A 14,238-nucleotide genomic window follows, 5' to 3' on the forward strand; every position below is an offset into this window, starting at 1 on the left:
AATGGGGGCGACCTCAAAACGCCCCCGTTGCTATATTTATGGAGTAACTGGTTCTGAAACGTTGCTGCCTCGGCCTTTAGTATCAAACGCGCGGAACTTTAAGGTGTTTCCGTTATTTGTAACAGCATCGTTATATAGCTTGCTGCTTGCATCAGGATCCTTACCGTTGGTGGTATAACGGATCACTATGCCGGGGAATTGTTCATTAGCAACATACTTACCATCCTGCAAAATAACACCCGGTTTGGGTATGCGGTAATTGTAACCGCCGCTGTAATAGCTTAAGCGCGGCAGTTCCCTTTTACCTAACACATTTAAAAATTTAATCCATTCCTGCTGGTAAAGCGAATCGCTTTTTGTCGTATTTTTCTCGGTTGCCCATTCCGGATCCTTGCTCCATGCCCGTTCGGCAAAGCCTAATAATCGCGGCAGCAGCATATATTCCAAACGGCCGGTGCTTTTAATGTTTTCGCCCCAAACGGCACTTTGCAAGCCTATAATATTGGTTTTACCATAATCGGTAAGGCGCTGCTTACCTATAAATATATTTCGGTTTATAGGCAGGCCGTTTTTATCCACTTTTGAGTTTTTGAAATAATCAAACGGGATAAACGAATATGGTTTATCAATATCGGCAAATGCCCCCCAGTAATATCCCGGTTCATCAAACGATTTATAGTTAGCCATATCAAAATATAAGTTGGTGACACAGGTCAACACAGTTTTATAACCTGCATTAGCCAGTTTGTACGCAAGATCCTCATTCCCATCGCCAAGGGTATTGTTCCAAACTTCGGCCTGTAAGTGTTCCGGCATAAAATCAGGATTAGGCACATAATAAGGGTTGCCATCCACCGTGGTTTTACGCAGCGTCATCTCTTCCCAGCCTGAAAGATAAAGGCCCCTGGCTTTTACTAACTGGTTAACCCTGCCGTAAAAGTAATACCACAGATCGGCAGTGCTTTGAATTTCGGGATGGGTAGCTTTCAGTGTTAAATACGCAGGTGATTTTTCCCAAACATGGGCGGGTACTTCGTCGCCGCCAAAGTTGATGGTTTTAAAGGGTACGCCTGCATCTTTGTACATGCTCACCACATCGTTTATCACGGTTTGAACAAAGTTATAGGTTGACGGCATGGATACATCAATGATATTATCTGTCCAGTATTGGTTGGAACTGTATACCGATTTGTCATTCGGATCGTAAAGCAGGTAACGTTCAGCTTCATCCTTTTTACCTTCGGCCATCAAGCGTACGTAACGGGCATTCATGGCTTTAATAGCGGCGCGTGCATGGCCCGGTGCTTCAATTTCGGGCTCCACCATAATATGCAGCTTGCTGGCATATTTCAGGATCTCGATAAAATCGGCACGGGTATAAAAACCTGTACCTGTTTTATTGTCAATTTCGCCACCTGATCCGTGAGATGGCGGTAAAAAATGTTTGCTATCTAAAGTATGGCCACGTTTGGAGCCTACTTCGGTTAGTTCGGGTAGCGAGGGTATCTCTAAGCGCCAGCCCTCATCCTCGGTCAAGTGCATGTGAAATACGTTGATCTTATACAGGGCAAGCACATCCAGTACTTTAAAAATTTCACTTTTGGGCTGAAAGTTACGGCTAACATCAATCATAAAGCCACGGAAACCAAAGCGCGGTTCGTCTTTTACTTCTAAACAAGGTATGGAGATCTCTTTCTGCGGATGCGCCCATGCTGCCGGTGGTATCAATGTTTTTAATGATTGGATGCCATAAAATGCCCCTGCCGGTGTTGACGCACTGATAATGATATTGGCTGAAGTTACTTTTAACTCGTAAGCTTCGGCTCCCAATCCGGGTATTTTGGTTATGCTAATATCATTTGCAGCCGGCTTGGCTGTACCTGTCAATAATGGCTCTTTTTTACCAAGCAGCGGTTCAAGCTGTTTGCCCAGGTAATCTTTTTCATAGTAAAAATCCTCACTTGCAGTTATCGTTGTTTTGGCATCAATCATAAACATTCCGCCGGTTTCTGTATAACTTACAGGTGTGGGGAATATTTTGGTTAGCTGCTGCTCAGGTATATCTTTTATTATTTTATTCTGATCGTAAATAGTAGCGGGGGTTACCAGGCCTATATAGGTTGGCTTAAACGCAGTATGCGTAAACTCGCCTGTGTTGTATCCTTTATCGGGTTGGTTATCCCAAACTACATAAAACCCTTCGGGGCCATCGGTAATATTAACTACGGGTTCTTCATCTAAAAACTCAATACGTACCGATGCCCCAGGTTTTAATGCGGTAAACGTATTGGTGGGTGTAAGACTAAAAAGATCGCCGTTTACAAAATCTATTGTTGCATTGCCGGTAACTGTTGCTTTGGCCACTAAGCGGGCCGAGTTAAAATACATTTTCCACCCGGTGGCAGGGAAAGTGCTTTTACCTGTATTGGTAATTGTAACGGCATTTAATGATTCCTGCTTTTGATATTCATTTTTTACGGGTTCCCAGTTTATGGTGAGGTCGTGAGCGTTAAACTTTGGCTGGTTGTTTGTTTGCGCTGCCGCCTTTGTAAAAGCAACCGCTATCAGCATAACAAAAAAATAATACCGCATAGATCAATAATTTAGGTGATTGAGTTAGCTAATATAGATTATTTATGAAAATTAAATATACTTTTTAAAATATTTTAAAAAGTATATTCTGGAGATAAAATGTGTCCTATAGCCGATGATAAGCAACTGCTAACCGATAAATCCGTCATTTTAAACGATAGAGCTTAGGTAAATGGCCTGTAAATCAATTTTATAGCTTTTGCCGATTGTGATGATCCTTTTGTCTATACCTTAGCTCGCACGGTCTATTTAGTTTTTTGGAGTGCTAAATAGGTTGTTGTTTTGGATATTAAAATTAACAAACACAACAATCACACAAAAAATATTAAGACCATGAAAACTACCATTTTAACCATCGCCATTTTATTCGCATCATTATTCGGTTTCCGCCAATCATCATTTGCAGCAACCAACAACGATCAGGAAGTTAGTACTGTATTAACAGACGTAAACAAGATAACCGATATTGAGGTACACGGCAACGTTGAGCTTTACATATCAGACGGCAGTGAAGACCAGGTAAAGGTTTACAATAAATATTACGGCGAAAGCGCATTGGTTCAGGATCAGAACGGCGTTTTGCGCATATCATCATACACCGCACAAAAATTAAAGGTTTGGGTTACCGTTAGCGATTTGCGCAACCTGGAGGTTTATGATAATGCCGAGGTAAAATCATTCGGTAAACTTTCAGCAATTGAGCTTGATGTTAAATTATACAATACTGCATCAGCCAAATTGAGTATGGACGCATATACAGCCAGCATCAGCCTTAATGACCGCGCCAAAGCAGATTTGACCGGCAGCATTACTGATGCACAGTTTAAATATGATCATTCATCCTTTTTAAACACCACCACTCTTTTAACTGCCCGTCAAACTAAAGCAGTAAATCCGCTTGCTACAGATAATGATGACATCGCAGAACTTGCCTCGCTTTAATCCCTAATTCATTATAATGTTGAGCCGCTCCGGTAATTTGGGGCGGTTTTTTTATTTTGCTCCCGCGAGTTTATAAGCGAATGGGTAATAAGGTTAGCTTGATTTCAAGATGGAGGTTGTTAAAAAATACGACAGCGAATAATAGTAAGATAAATAGCCTACAAAATAGGCTCTTGCCTGTTATCCCAAAAGAATAATACTTCAATATGTTCTGCCTTAACTTCGTAAAAAACTGAACAATTTTTATTGATCATTCCCTTTCTAACATTCGGATTTTGAGTTGTAGCTGGATAGATTAAAGGCGATTCAGCAATAAGGTTGAGAACCTTAATAGTTTTTTGTTCAAATTTTGCCAACACGCTTCGATTCCATCTATCAAGTATTTGTGATTGAATGGACGCGTAAGTTTCTTTAGCTTCCCTTGCAAATATAAGTGTCAAGCTCACTTAGAAACAGACAATTGCTGCTTAAATTCTTCAAAAGTAAAAGTGTCTCCGTTTTTTATATCACTCTGTCCTTTTTTTATGCCAGATAATACATGATGCGGTAATACCTCTTTCTTTTTTTCAAATTGCACATTTAAAGCCTCAAGAAACGCAGTAACTACTTTTTCTTGCTCTTTAGTGGGATAAACAATTAATGTTTCCATATATTCAAATTTACAAAAATCCAATATATTATTCAAATGTATCTATAAGGTAAACTTTATCCAGCCATCGCCTTCGTAACCAAAAATAAATTGTTTGGGGTGAATGATCTCGGCAAGGATCTCGATGGAATCCACTATACGGGGGCCAGGGCGGTTAAAATATTGGTTGCCATCGGCAATATAAACCCGGTTGTTTTTTACGGCTTTCAGCTCGTTAAAGCCGGGTAGTTGCAGCAATATATCAATCTCTTTTAAAGTGCGCTCAATAGCAAAACCGCAAGGCATTACAATTAATATCTCGGGGTTTTGCAGGCGGATATCATCCCACTGTACATAAGGCGAATGTTTGCCGGCTTCGGTCAGTATGGATGTTGCCCCGGCTATGTTTACCAGCTCGGGTACCCAATTGCCCGATAGCATTAAAGGGGCGAGCCATTCAATACAGGCAATGGTAGGCTTACTATCGGCAAATTTTAATTTATGGCGAATGATGTCAACCCGCTCCTGTAATTCTTCAATCAGTATATCCCCTCTTTCGCTCACATGCAGTGTAGTGGCTACGCTTTTAATATCATTAAAAATATCTTCAAGGCTGTTGGGCTGAAGTGAAATGATCTGCGCTTGTTTATCCAGATAGTTTTCCAATGCCTCTTCTACCTCTGTTAATGATACGGCACAAACCTCGCATTGTGCCTGGGTAATTACCACATCAGGAGATAGTTTTTTGATCTGTTCGCGGTTTACCGTGTAAACTGATAAGGCATCGGCCAGGATCTCTTTTACCTTTACATCAATGGCGGCGCTGCTTAAGCCATTGGGAAAGTTAGCTTCAGAGCATACCGGCAATTGCTTTACCGACTCCGGGAAATCACACTCGTGCGATCGTCCAACTAAATTATCTTCGAGGCCAAGGGCGCAAACTATCTCCGTAGCAGCCGGTAACAGGGAAACTATTTTTGTGTGCATATTTTGAATGTGCAAATGTAATTCAATGTGAATTACTTACAGGCTGCTAATGGTAAATTGATGTAGAAATTATAATAGCAGATAATTGGAATGTTACAGAAGCGCGATCAATTCAGTTTAATTTATTGTAAACCACAGGTTACCATAAATTTTTAGGCAAACAAAAAGAGTTTATAATCATTCCATTTAAAACCTGTTACTTTGAATTATGTTGTTGCTGACTTTTTTTATCGGGGTAATTGCCAATTTTATAGGTTATATCCCACCCGGAAACATAAACCTTACTTTAGTTCAAATAACCATCAACCGTGGCTTAAAGCAAGCGCTGATATTTATCATATCGTTTTCGTGCGTTGAGTTTTTTTTCACCTACTTTATTATGCATGCCGCCAAGTGGCTGTCGTCCGAAGTCAGGTTGGATACTATTATTGACTGGGTGATGGTGGTGCTGTTTGGTGTATTAGGGGCCATTACGTGGGTAAACCGTAATAAACCACCCGAAACCAATTACTCGGAGCACGAAAGCATTAAATACGGAATTTTGCTCGGTTTTTTAAACCCCATGCAAATCCCCTTCTGGATGATAACAGGTACATACCTCATCACCCACCAATGGATAGTTGACGGGCGTGTTGCTTTGGTTATTTTCAGCATAGGTGCCGCTGCGGGTGCATTTTTGGCCTTGTTTTTATACGCCAAGTTTGCCAAATATATTCAGGAAAAATTTACGCTAAGCAATAAGTTAGTTAACACAGCTATAGCTATATTCTTCTTTTCATTTGCAGCTTATCACGTAGTTAAACAGGTTTATTTGGCTTTTTTTAAGCACTAAGTTAATTGCCAAGCAAGGCTTTTACATTGATCTTATCCTGGGCTATCTGTACCTTTAATTCATCAAGCGATGAAAGTTTCATATCGCCGCGCACAAAATTTTGAAAATCAACCCGGATCGGCTGATTGTAAATCTCCTGGTCAAAATCAAAAATATTAACTTCGATATTGCGCGTAGTGCCGTTAATAGTGGGCCGGGTGCCTATATAAGCCATGCCTTTATATGCACCATCTTCGGTTTTTACGGTAACTGCAAATATGCCGTCTGCCGGGATCAGTTTATACCTTTCCTGTATCACAATGTTAGCCGTAGGAAAACCTATTTGCCTGCCAATCTGATCGCCGCGGATAACCGTTCCGTTAATAAAAAAGGGATAGCCTAAAAAAGTATTGGCCAGTTCAATTTCGCCGTTAAGTAGTGCTGCACGGATACGGGTTGAGCTAATGGCAACGTCATTAATATCCTGCTCGGGTATTTCAACCACTTCAAAGCCATAAACGGGACCAAGGCGCTGCATATCCTGCAAGCCGCCCAACCTGTCTTTACCAAAGCGGTGGTCGTAACCTATCACTATTTTTTTTGTGCCGATCTTATTAACCAATACTTCGCGGATATACTCTTCGGCGGTTTGGTTAGAGAAATCTCTTGAAAAGGGAGTAATGATTAAATGATCTATCCCTAATTGTTCTAACAGTTCAGCCTTTTCAGTAATGGTATTGATCATCCTGATGCTTTCATCTTCAGGATGCAATATCATCCGCGGATGCGGAAAAAAGGTTAGCAGCACCGTTTCACCTCCCGAACTTGCAGCAAGATCTTTTATGCCTGAAATAATTTTACGGTGGCCGATATGTACGCCGTCAAAAGTGCCAATGGTAACCACAGCATTGTTTAAACGGGTAAATTCATCAATATGATGATAGATGCGCATAGGTATTTAAAAAAACAAAGATAGTTTTGATTTTGAATATCGTGCTACCATAGCATAATTGTTATTGTTCGGTTTGGGGTACGGGCGTTTTTAAATCGCGGATGGTGTTTACCAGCTCCATAACCTCCCATGCATCGTCAACTTTATAGTGGCCGCTGCGGGTGCGCCTTAGTTTTGAAAGATAAGCGCCATTGTTAAGCGCCTTGCCAAAATCATTCACCAAAGAACGGATATAGGTGCCCTTACTGCATACCACCCTGAAATTAATTTCGGGCAGGGTTATGCCGGTTATTTCAAACTCGGTTATGGTAACATTGCGCAGGCGCAGTTCCACTTCCTCGCCGCGGCGGGCCTTTTCGTAAAGCCTTTCGCCATCAATTTTAATGGCCGAATGTGCCGGGGGATATTGCTGTATGTCGCCTGTAAACTGCTGGCAGGCGGCTTTGATTTGTTCTTCAGTAATACTGCTGATGTCAAATTTTTGATCAGCCTCGGTTTCCATATCGTACGATGGGGTGGTTTCGCCCAATATCATGGTTCCGGTATATTCTTTTTCCTGTGCCTGAAAGGTATCTATCTGCTTGGTCATTTTCCCGGTGCAGATGATCAGCAGGCCGGTTGCCAGCGGATCGAGCGTGCCCGCATGCCCAACCTTCAGCTTTAAGGGCTTAAACGAATTACGGATTTTGCCAACCACGTCAAAGCTGGTCCAGTTATAGGGCTTGTTGACTAACAGCAGCTGCCCCTCGGCAAATTCTTCTATTTTAGTATATGGATTATTCAAATTCCTTTTATTGGTCCGGCATTGCGGAGAGTAAAATGCAAAGATAGTCTTAATCAAACATTTGAGTGATTAATTTGATTGCACCGTCTTCTTCCTGCCGTTTATTTAAACAGCAGAAAGAAAATATCGCTGGCTATTACTCAACCGCATTCAATTCATCCCAGTACTCAACGGCCCTGCGGTAATGTGGTATCACAATAGAGCCGCCAACCAAGTTGGCTATCATAAACACTTCGTTCATTTCATCGTGATTAATGCCTGCTTCATAGCATTTACCTAAGTGGTATTTAATACAATCATCGCAGCGCAATACCATTGATGATACCAGGCCCAGCATTTCTTTTGTTTTTACATCCAATGCGCCATCGGCGTATGTGGTGGTATCCAAGGCAAAAAAACGTTTGATATTGGTATTTGACGATTCCATTATCCGGGCGTTCATTTTGGTTCGGTATGCTTCAAAATCTTCAATTAATTGTCCCATTGTTTATATTTTTTTATGTTTTAGTATGATGGTAGTAGGGGTTTTAAAAGTATAAATCTTTAATTTTATAACCACCTACTATTTGTAATTTTTACCGCTTTATTAAAAACCGATGGAAAGTTTATCACCCAATATTTTTGTTGCCAGCATGCCAGATACGATCGCCTTTTATGAGTCGATAGGGTTTCAGTTAGTTATGACTGTGCCCGAAACCGGCGACAACCTGGTATGGGCCATGATGATGAACGGCAATGTTACTTTCATGTTCCAATCTTTTGAAAGCTTAGGCGATGAGCTGCCGCAAATAAGCCGCAATAACGGCGCTTCGCAATTGCTGTATATCAAACTAAAAAAGATAAGGGAGTTTTTTGAACTGATAAAAAATAAGGTTACCGTTATAAAAGGTTTAGAAACCACCTTTTATGGAGCTACAGAATTTTCAATTATTGACAATAATAATTATGTATTAACCTTTGCCGAAGACGAATAATGATTGAATTTGTACGTGCCGACCATATCCATATTTGTGTGCCGCCCGAACGGCTGGAAGAAGCTCGGCAGTTTTATACCAATATTTTAGGCTTACAATTAATTGAACGGCCAAACCACTTGTTTACTACCACCGGGTACTGGTTTAACATTGGTGATATACAGCTCCATATAGGCATTGAGCCATTTTTAGGGCGCACCATAAGGCACACGGCTTTTGAGGTGAAAGATGTTGATGCAGCCGTGAAACTTTTTGAAAAACACAACGTACAAATGTTTAAGGAGCCTGACATTCCGGGACGTAAGCGGTTTGCTTTTGCCGACCCCTTTGGCAACAGGATGGAGCTGCTACAAATACTTGATTAATAGTTGTTACATTAAAAAACTTACAGTTATGAAATTCATTACACCTAAAATTCACGGAATTATTGACCTGCTGGTAGTTGTGTTTTTGTTGGCTTCGCCAATAATTTTTGGTTTTACAGGTTTGTTAGCTGTGTTTACTTATGCTTTGGGCATTATACATTTATTGATGACGGTTTTAACCGATTTTAATTTGGGTGCTGTTAAGCTTATCCCCTTTAGCATTCACGAAGCTGTTGAGTTTACTGTAGCTGTAGCCGTAATTATACTTGCCTACACACTTTTTAATAACAATGCCGACGGTAAATTATTTTATGTAATTTTTGGTAACTGTTTGTTGCTTACCTGGCTGGTTACTGATTATAAAGGCGAAAGTGTACACAGCTTAAGCTAATTTCTTTTTAATTACAAGGCCAATTCTATCGATGGATCCCAGAAATGGGTCTTAAAGTCCTGTACCTGATCGTCTTTTACTTTTACACCTTCGCTTTCGAGCAAACGCTCCATCAAATCGCCACCGAAATGAAATTTTGCGGTAAGTAAGCCATTGCGGTTAACCACGCGGTGTGCCGGAACCGGCGGATGAACCCTGCCTGCCGCCTGCATTGCATAACCCACCATCCGCGATGAGCCCTTTGTGCCCAAATAAGCAGCTATTGCGCCATAGGATGTTACCCTGCCGGCAGGAATTAACCTTGCAACCTGGTAAACGCTATCATAAAAATTAGGATCGGGCATGGGTATCTTTAAAAAGAGAACTTAAGGTAGTTAATGTTTTTATTAACCTTTAAATATTTCTTTTCATAATAGGTTTTGATGCACAGTACCTCATCGGCAAATTCAGAATGGTAAAGGTCTTCCGTTTTTGCATGTAAAGGTAATTTCAACTCTTCTATTTTTTCGGCGGTGTAGGCATGCAGGCCATCGTTATCTGTTTTTAAATTCACAAAACCACCCGGTTTCAGCAGGGGTTTGTACATATCTAAAAAGCGGGAAGAGGTAAGTCGCTTTTTTTCGCGGCTTAATTGTGGCTGCGGATCAGGAAAGGTTATCCAGATCTCGTCAATTTCACCCTCGCCAAAATAATCCAACAAGGTTTCGATCTGGATCCGCAGAAAGCCTACGTTATTTACGCCATCTTCTAATGCGGTTTTAGCGCCGCGCCAAATCCTGTTGCCCTTATAATCAATCCCGATAAAATTTTTCTCCGGAAACATCGTAGCCAGGTTTACGGTGTATTCGCCTTTTCCACAGGCCAGTTCAAGTACAACTGGGTTATTATTCTTAAAAAATCCGGTATTCCACCGCCCCTTAAAAGGCTTGCCGGCATCTAACTGCAAAACGTTGCTGAAGGTATCTATTTCGGCAAAACGCTTTAATTTATCTTTTCCCACTCTAAATAATTAAAATGCAAAAATAGCTTTTCTGCTAATTTAATGCACAGTAAGTTTTAATGGGGTATTCAAATGCAATTAGTGATTAATGCCGGTAATCAGTGCAATCAAAAAATCAACCTAAATCAGTGATCCCGTCAGGAAAATATCTTCTTTAATCTGCGGAATAATATGTTTCTCTAACGCGGTATCAAAAAGCAGTTTAATGGCTTTTTTACCTTCGGCACCTAAATCGACAGAGTATTTATTTACATACAGCTCAATATGCTTGTACATTACCTCTTCGCTCATTTCCTGTGCGTGCGATCGGATAAATTCAAGCCCTGATTTGGGGTCGGCAAAGGCAAACTCAACCGAGCGGCGGATCACCCGGTTTATTTTATGCTGCACATCGAGCGATAAACTGCGGTTAGCAACAATGCCGCCAAGGGGTATGGCACAGCCAGTTTGTTTTTCCCAGTAATCGCCAAGATCAATGATCTTTTTTAAACCTTTATCCTGGTAAGTAAAGCGGTTTTCATGAATAATAAGGCCTATATCAACTCTGCCCTCTAATACGGCATCCTCAATATCCGAAAAAACAAGCTCCACCTTATTGGTCGCATTTGGAAAAGCAGTACCTAATAAAAAATTAGCCGTAGTGTATTTACCGGGGATACCTATTTTAGGCTGGGCGCCATCGGCCAAAAGCAGGGCATGCAGCTTTTCAGGATCATCCTTACAGATCAGCATGGGGCCCACACCAAAACCTAAGGCGCTGCCTGCATCAAGCAATACATATTTATCGGCAACGTAGGCAAAGGCGTGGTAACTTAATTTGGTAATATCCAACTGGCCTCGCATGGCCTTTTGGTTAAGGGTTTCCACATCATCATAAAACACTTCAAAGTCTAAACCTTCGGTGTCAATTTTATGATGAATCATGGCATCAAAAATAAAGGTATCGTTAGGGCAGGGCGAAAAACCAAGTGTTAGTTTCATAGTAATATTAAGCGTACAGCTGTAAAAACATCACGGCAAAGGTATTCAGATTTTTTATGGCCAGCCCTATTTTCCAATTGCCGCGGTTGCGCTTTTCAACATAATTTGACACTGCCCTGATTTGCAGACAGGGTACATTAAGCTGGCGGCAGGCATAAAAAAATGCGGCCCCTTCCATACTCTCTAACTGGGGGTTTAAGCGGCTGGCTATTTTTTGAATAGATGCATCATTACCATGTACCGTATTTACAGTTATGGCAGTAGCAACCCGCAGGTTAAAGTTATTAAAAAGGTTATACAGGTCTATCAGCTTGGTTGTTGGGTGATATTTGCTTACCCCAAAGCCCATGTTTTCGATAGATAAAAATTCGGTGTCATCTTCTGCGCCTAATTCGGCAAAAGTATCTTCGGTAACTTCAAGTACTTCACCAAGGGAAATGCTGCGGTCAAGGCTGCCTGCAATTCCCAGGTTAACAACAAGATCGTACCGGTTAGCTGAAAGATGCATGCCTAATGCAAAGGCTGTGGCTACCATACCAACCCCCGTTATAAGTACCTGGCAGTTGGCTGTTTGCAGTTGGATAACTGAAGCGGTAGATGCCTCACCTTTTCCAAACTCAGCTATTAATGGTTCAATTTCCTTAATAGTGGCAGCAACTATCAATATCCGCATTTTGCTTTTTTTTAGTTCGCTAAGATAAAGCATAACGCCTGTTTTTGTTTTGTATATTTGCAGCAATATTTGTTATGATGATATACATTACGCGTAAGGAACATTTTAATGCGGCACACCGGATGTACCGTGAGGAGTGGAGTGCAGAGAAAAATAACGAGGTTTTTGGCAAATGTGCCAACCCTAATTGGCACGGGCATAATTACAACCTGTTTGTAACGGTTAAAGGGCAGATTAGCCATGCCACCGGCTATCTGATAGACCTTAAAGACCTTAAGGTAATTATTAATGATTATGTGATTGAAAAGCTTGATCATAAAAACATCAATAAGGATGTTGATTTTATGGCAGGTAAAATGGCTTCGACAGAGTTACTTTGTATCGAGATTTTTAACCAGTTAAAAGGCCCGATTGAAGCTCATGAGGGTGTGTTTTTACACTCGGTTAACCTATACGAAACGGAAAACAACTCTGCTGAATATTTCGGTGATTAAACCTATAACATGAGTAATGCAAACTATATCCCGGGCAGGGATGACGATGATGACGAAATTGAGGGTTACGTTAAAATTGACCGGTATAACACGGGGCTTATTGAAAACCTATCAGGGCATTATCACAATATTTTAAAGCAAATTGGTGAAAACCCCGAACGCGAAGGCCTGCTAAAAACACCAGAGCGTATTGCCAAAGCCATGCTGTACCTTACACAGGGGTATGACCTTAATGCCAAAGAGATCCTGAACTCGGCTATGTTTACTGAGGAGTACAGCCAGATGGTGATTGTGAAAGACATTGAGGTTTACTCCATGTGCGAGCATCACATGCTGCCTTTTTTTGGTAAGGCACATGTGGCTTATATCCCTAATGGGCATGTAGTTGGCTTAAGTAAAATACCGCGCGTGGTTGATGTTTTTGCCCGCCGCCTGCAGGTACAGGAACGCCTAACCAACGAAATAAGGGACTGTATACAGGAAACCCTTAACCCGATTGGGGTGGGTGTAGTAATTGAATGCCGCCATTTATGCATGAGCATGCGCGGTGTACAAAAGCAAAATTCAGTAACTACCACATCGGCATTTACCGGTGCATTTTTGCATGACAAAACCCGCACAGAATTTTTAAATTTGATTTCAGCAAAGCTGAGTTAAGCTGAATCTTTTGCTTGCTCATTTATTCATCGGTTAAATACTTCTGTATTTTATTCTGTTGTTTATGATGAGGATAGCAGTAACATTCGGCTAATAAATTAATGAACCAATAAATCATAATGAAAGCATATATTTTTCCAGGACAAGGCGCCCAGTTTGTAGGCATGGGTAAAGATCTATACGAAGCATCTGAACAGGCCCGCGCTTTATTTGAGCAGGCTAATGAGATCCTTGGCTTCCGCATTACCGATATTATGTTTGACGGTACTGTTGAAGACCTTAAACAAACCAATGTTACCCAACCGGCCATATTTTTACACTCGGTAATATTAGCCACCGTTTTGGGCGATGATTTTAAACCCGAAATGGTAGCAGGACATTCGCTTGGTGAGTTTTCAGCTTTGGTATCCGTAAAAGCATTGTCGTTTGAGGATGGTTTACGTTTAGTAGCTGCACGTGCCAATGCCATGCAAAAAGCCTGCGAGCTGCAGCCATCAACAATGGCAGCAATTATAGGGCTGGATGATTTTACAGTTGAAGATATTTGCCACCGCATCAGCGATATTGTAGTACCGGCAAACTATAACTGCCCTGGTCAGTTAGTAATTTCAGGTACTATTGCCGGCGTTGATAAAGCCTGCGAAGAGCTTACCGCTGCGGGTGCTAAAAGAGCATTAAAGTTAAATGTTGGCGGTGCCTTCCACTCGCCGCTAATGGAGGCTGCAAGGGTTGAGTTGCAGCACGCTATTGTAAATACCGAAATTAAAGAACCTGTTTGCCCTATATATCAAAATATAGATGCAAAACCATATACCGATCCGGCACAGATAAAGCATAACTTGATAGCTCAGCTTACTGGCCCTGTACGCTGGACACAAACTGTTAAGCACATGCTTGAAGATGGCGCAACTTCATTTACTGAAGTAGGACCGGGCAGTGTTTTACAGGGTTTAGTGAAAAAAGTTGACCGGCATATACCTACCGAAAGCGCGGCCATACAATAATTT

At 41.3% G+C, this 14,238-nt stretch carries 19 protein-coding genes; 8 read left to right on the plus strand and 11 right to left on the minus strand.

Annotated elements, in window-relative coordinates; genetic code table 11:
* Positions 1 to 36 precede the first annotated feature (36 nt).
* The gene (locus tag ACQY4U_RS01260; protein ID WP_428327543.1) at positions 37 to 2,592 is read right to left on the minus strand and encodes a family 20 glycosylhydrolase; all 2,556 of its coding nucleotides are present in this window, start codon (positions 2,590 to 2,592) and stop codon (positions 37 to 39) included.
* A gap of 333 nt (positions 2,593 to 2,925) precedes the next feature.
* Between ACQY4U_RS01260 and ACQY4U_RS01265 the strand changes: the two genes are divergently transcribed.
* Complete coding sequence (locus ACQY4U_RS01265; protein WP_428327544.1) at positions 2,926 to 3,534, plus strand: GIN domain-containing protein; 609 nt, start codon at positions 2,926 to 2,928, stop codon at positions 3,532 to 3,534.
* A 158-nt stretch (positions 3,535 to 3,692) separates the two neighbouring features.
* On the opposite strand, the gene ACQY4U_RS01270 is transcribed toward ACQY4U_RS01265, so the two are convergent.
* The 3 genes from ACQY4U_RS01270 to ACQY4U_RS01280 are packed head-to-tail and all read right to left on the minus strand — an operon-like array spanning position 3,693 to position 5,149.
* Positions 3,693 to 3,974 carry a type II toxin-antitoxin system RelE/ParE family toxin gene (locus ACQY4U_RS01270; protein ID WP_428327545.1) on the minus strand — a complete coding sequence of 94 codons (282 nt, stop codon included), beginning with the start codon at positions 3,972 to 3,974 and terminating at the stop codon, positions 3,693 to 3,695.
* Between the two features lie 2 nt (positions 3,975 to 3,976).
* Entirely contained in the window at positions 3,977 to 4,183 is a 207-nt protein-coding gene (locus ACQY4U_RS01275) for a DUF2683 family protein (RefSeq protein ID WP_428327546.1), read from the minus strand.
* A 42-nt stretch (positions 4,184 to 4,225) separates the two neighbouring features.
* Positions 4,226 to 5,149, minus strand: coding sequence for a cobalamin-binding protein (locus ACQY4U_RS01280; RefSeq protein WP_428327547.1), 924 nt, complete (start codon positions 5,147 to 5,149; stop codon positions 4,226 to 4,228).
* Positions 5,150 to 5,357: 208 nt separating this feature from the next.
* On the opposite strand from ACQY4U_RS01280, the gene ACQY4U_RS01285 reads away from it, so the two are divergent.
* A complete protein-coding gene (locus tag ACQY4U_RS01285; RefSeq protein ID WP_428327548.1) occupies positions 5,358 to 5,981 on the plus strand; it encodes a LysE family transporter in 624 nt (207 codons plus the stop codon).
* A gap of 1 nt (position 5,982) precedes the next feature.
* On the opposite strand, the gene ACQY4U_RS01290 is transcribed toward ACQY4U_RS01285, so the two are convergent.
* The 3 genes from ACQY4U_RS01290 to ACQY4U_RS01300 all read right to left on the minus strand — a co-directional run bounded on the left by ACQY4U_RS01290 (position 5,983) and on the right by ACQY4U_RS01300 (position 8,180).
* Positions 5,983 to 6,912, minus strand: coding sequence for a bifunctional riboflavin kinase/FAD synthetase (locus tag ACQY4U_RS01290; protein WP_428327549.1), 930 nt, complete (start codon positions 6,910 to 6,912; stop codon positions 5,983 to 5,985).
* A 61-nt stretch (positions 6,913 to 6,973) separates the two neighbouring features.
* The gene (gene truB / locus ACQY4U_RS01295; protein WP_428327550.1) at positions 6,974 to 7,696 is read right to left on the minus strand and encodes a tRNA pseudouridine(55) synthase TruB; all 723 of its coding nucleotides are present in this window, start codon (positions 7,694 to 7,696) and stop codon (positions 6,974 to 6,976) included.
* A 136-nt stretch (positions 7,697 to 7,832) separates the two neighbouring features.
* Positions 7,833 to 8,180 (minus strand): carboxymuconolactone decarboxylase family protein, encoded by a 348-nt coding sequence (locus ACQY4U_RS01300; RefSeq protein ID WP_428327551.1) that lies wholly within the window; start codon positions 8,178 to 8,180, stop codon positions 7,833 to 7,835.
* A 112-nt stretch (positions 8,181 to 8,292) separates the two neighbouring features.
* On the opposite strand from ACQY4U_RS01300, the gene ACQY4U_RS01305 reads away from it, so the two are divergent.
* From ACQY4U_RS01305 to ACQY4U_RS01315, 3 genes are read left to right on the plus strand one after another with little or no spacing between them, the layout of a single operon-like run.
* Positions 8,293 to 8,670, plus strand: coding sequence for a VOC family protein (locus ACQY4U_RS01305; RefSeq protein WP_428327552.1), 378 nt, complete (start codon positions 8,293 to 8,295; stop codon positions 8,668 to 8,670).
* Positions 8,670 to 9,035, plus strand: coding sequence for a VOC family protein (locus tag ACQY4U_RS01310; RefSeq protein ID WP_428327553.1), 366 nt, complete (start codon positions 8,670 to 8,672; stop codon positions 9,033 to 9,035). Before ACQY4U_RS01305 ends, ACQY4U_RS01310 begins: the two co-directional genes overlap by 1 nt.
* Positions 9,036 to 9,063: 28 nt before the next feature.
* Entirely contained in the window at positions 9,064 to 9,426 is a 363-nt protein-coding gene (locus ACQY4U_RS01315; protein WP_428327554.1) for a hypothetical protein, read from the plus strand.
* Between the two features lie 11 nt (positions 9,427 to 9,437).
* Here the strand turns inward: ACQY4U_RS01315 and ACQY4U_RS01320 are convergent, their stop codons facing one another.
* The 4 genes from ACQY4U_RS01320 to mqnB all read right to left on the minus strand — a co-directional run bounded on the left by ACQY4U_RS01320 (position 9,438) and on the right by mqnB (position 12,113).
* Entirely contained in the window at positions 9,438 to 9,770 is a 333-nt protein-coding gene (locus ACQY4U_RS01320; protein WP_428327555.1) for an MGMT family protein, read from the minus strand.
* Between the two features lie 8 nt (positions 9,771 to 9,778).
* Complete coding sequence (gene trmB / locus ACQY4U_RS01325) at positions 9,779 to 10,426, minus strand: tRNA (guanosine(46)-N7)-methyltransferase TrmB (protein ID WP_428327556.1); 648 nt, start codon at positions 10,424 to 10,426, stop codon at positions 9,779 to 9,781.
* A gap of 120 nt (positions 10,427 to 10,546) precedes the next feature.
* The gene (locus ACQY4U_RS01330; RefSeq protein ID WP_428327557.1) at positions 10,547 to 11,407 is read right to left on the minus strand and encodes a menaquinone biosynthesis family protein; all 861 of its coding nucleotides are present in this window, start codon (positions 11,405 to 11,407) and stop codon (positions 10,547 to 10,549) included.
* 7 nt (positions 11,408 to 11,414) lie between these two features.
* Positions 11,415 to 12,113, minus strand: coding sequence for a futalosine hydrolase (gene mqnB / locus ACQY4U_RS01335; protein WP_428327558.1), 699 nt, complete (start codon positions 12,111 to 12,113; stop codon positions 11,415 to 11,417).
* A gap of 44 nt (positions 12,114 to 12,157) precedes the next feature.
* Here mqnB and ACQY4U_RS01340 point away from each other — a divergent pair, with 44 nt between their 5' ends.
* The 3 genes from ACQY4U_RS01340 to fabD all read left to right on the plus strand — a co-directional run bounded on the left by ACQY4U_RS01340 (position 12,158) and on the right by fabD (position 14,235).
* A complete protein-coding gene (locus ACQY4U_RS01340) occupies positions 12,158 to 12,574 on the plus strand; it encodes a 6-pyruvoyl trahydropterin synthase family protein (RefSeq protein WP_428329713.1) in 417 nt (138 codons plus the stop codon).
* Between the two features lie 9 nt (positions 12,575 to 12,583).
* Positions 12,584 to 13,231, plus strand: a complete 648-nt coding sequence (gene folE / locus ACQY4U_RS01345) for a GTP cyclohydrolase I FolE (RefSeq protein WP_428327559.1) — start codon at positions 12,584 to 12,586, stop codon at positions 13,229 to 13,231.
* A 119-nt stretch (positions 13,232 to 13,350) separates the two neighbouring features.
* Positions 13,351 to 14,235, plus strand: coding sequence for an ACP S-malonyltransferase (gene fabD / locus ACQY4U_RS01350; RefSeq protein WP_428327560.1), 885 nt, complete (start codon positions 13,351 to 13,353; stop codon positions 14,233 to 14,235).
* Positions 14,236 to 14,238: the final 3 nt, after the last annotated feature.

This window comes from Mucilaginibacter sp., assembly GCF_965277465.1.
In the GTDB taxonomy this organism is placed as follows: Bacteria; Bacteroidota; Bacteroidia; order Sphingobacteriales; family Sphingobacteriaceae; genus Mucilaginibacter.

Coding starts and splice junctions, on each gene's coding strand:
- mqnB (WP_428327558.1), bottom strand. CDS start 12,113: ATGCTTTATCTTAGCGAACTAAAAAAAAGCAAAATGCGGATATTGATA.
- ACQY4U_RS01300 (WP_428327551.1), bottom strand. CDS start 8,180: ATGGGACAATTAATTGAAGATTTTGAAGCATACCGAACCAAAATGAAC.
- ACQY4U_RS01310 (WP_428327553.1), top strand. CDS start 8,670: ATGATTGAATTTGTACGTGCCGACCATATCCATATTTGTGTGCCGCCC.
- ACQY4U_RS01265 (WP_428327544.1), top strand. CDS start 2,926: ATGAAAACTACCATTTTAACCATCGCCATTTTATTCGCATCATTATTC.
- ACQY4U_RS01285 (WP_428327548.1), top strand. CDS start 5,358: ATGTTGTTGCTGACTTTTTTTATCGGGGTAATTGCCAATTTTATAGGT.
- ACQY4U_RS01305 (WP_428327552.1), top strand. CDS start 8,293: ATGGAAAGTTTATCACCCAATATTTTTGTTGCCAGCATGCCAGATACG.
- ACQY4U_RS01260 (WP_428327543.1), bottom strand. CDS start 2,592: ATGCGGTATTATTTTTTTGTTATGCTGATAGCGGTTGCTTTTACAAAG.
- ACQY4U_RS01280 (WP_428327547.1), bottom strand. CDS start 5,149: ATGCACACAAAAATAGTTTCCCTGTTACCGGCTGCTACGGAGATAGTT.
- ACQY4U_RS01340 (WP_428329713.1), top strand. CDS start 12,158: ATGATATACATTACGCGTAAGGAACATTTTAATGCGGCACACCGGATG.
- ACQY4U_RS01315 (WP_428327554.1), top strand. CDS start 9,064: ATGAAATTCATTACACCTAAAATTCACGGAATTATTGACCTGCTGGTA.
- ACQY4U_RS01275 (WP_428327546.1), bottom strand. CDS start 4,183: ATGGAAACATTAATTGTTTATCCCACTAAAGAGCAAGAAAAAGTAGTT.
- ACQY4U_RS01290 (WP_428327549.1), bottom strand. CDS start 6,912: ATGCGCATCTATCATCATATTGATGAATTTACCCGTTTAAACAATGCT.
- ACQY4U_RS01330 (WP_428327557.1), bottom strand. CDS start 11,407: ATGAAACTAACACTTGGTTTTTCGCCCTGCCCTAACGATACCTTTATT.
- fabD (WP_428327560.1), top strand. CDS start 13,351: ATGAAAGCATATATTTTTCCAGGACAAGGCGCCCAGTTTGTAGGCATG.
- folE (WP_428327559.1), top strand. CDS start 12,584: ATGAGTAATGCAAACTATATCCCGGGCAGGGATGACGATGATGACGAA.
- ACQY4U_RS01320 (WP_428327555.1), bottom strand. CDS start 9,770: ATGCCCGATCCTAATTTTTATGATAGCGTTTACCAGGTTGCAAGGTTA.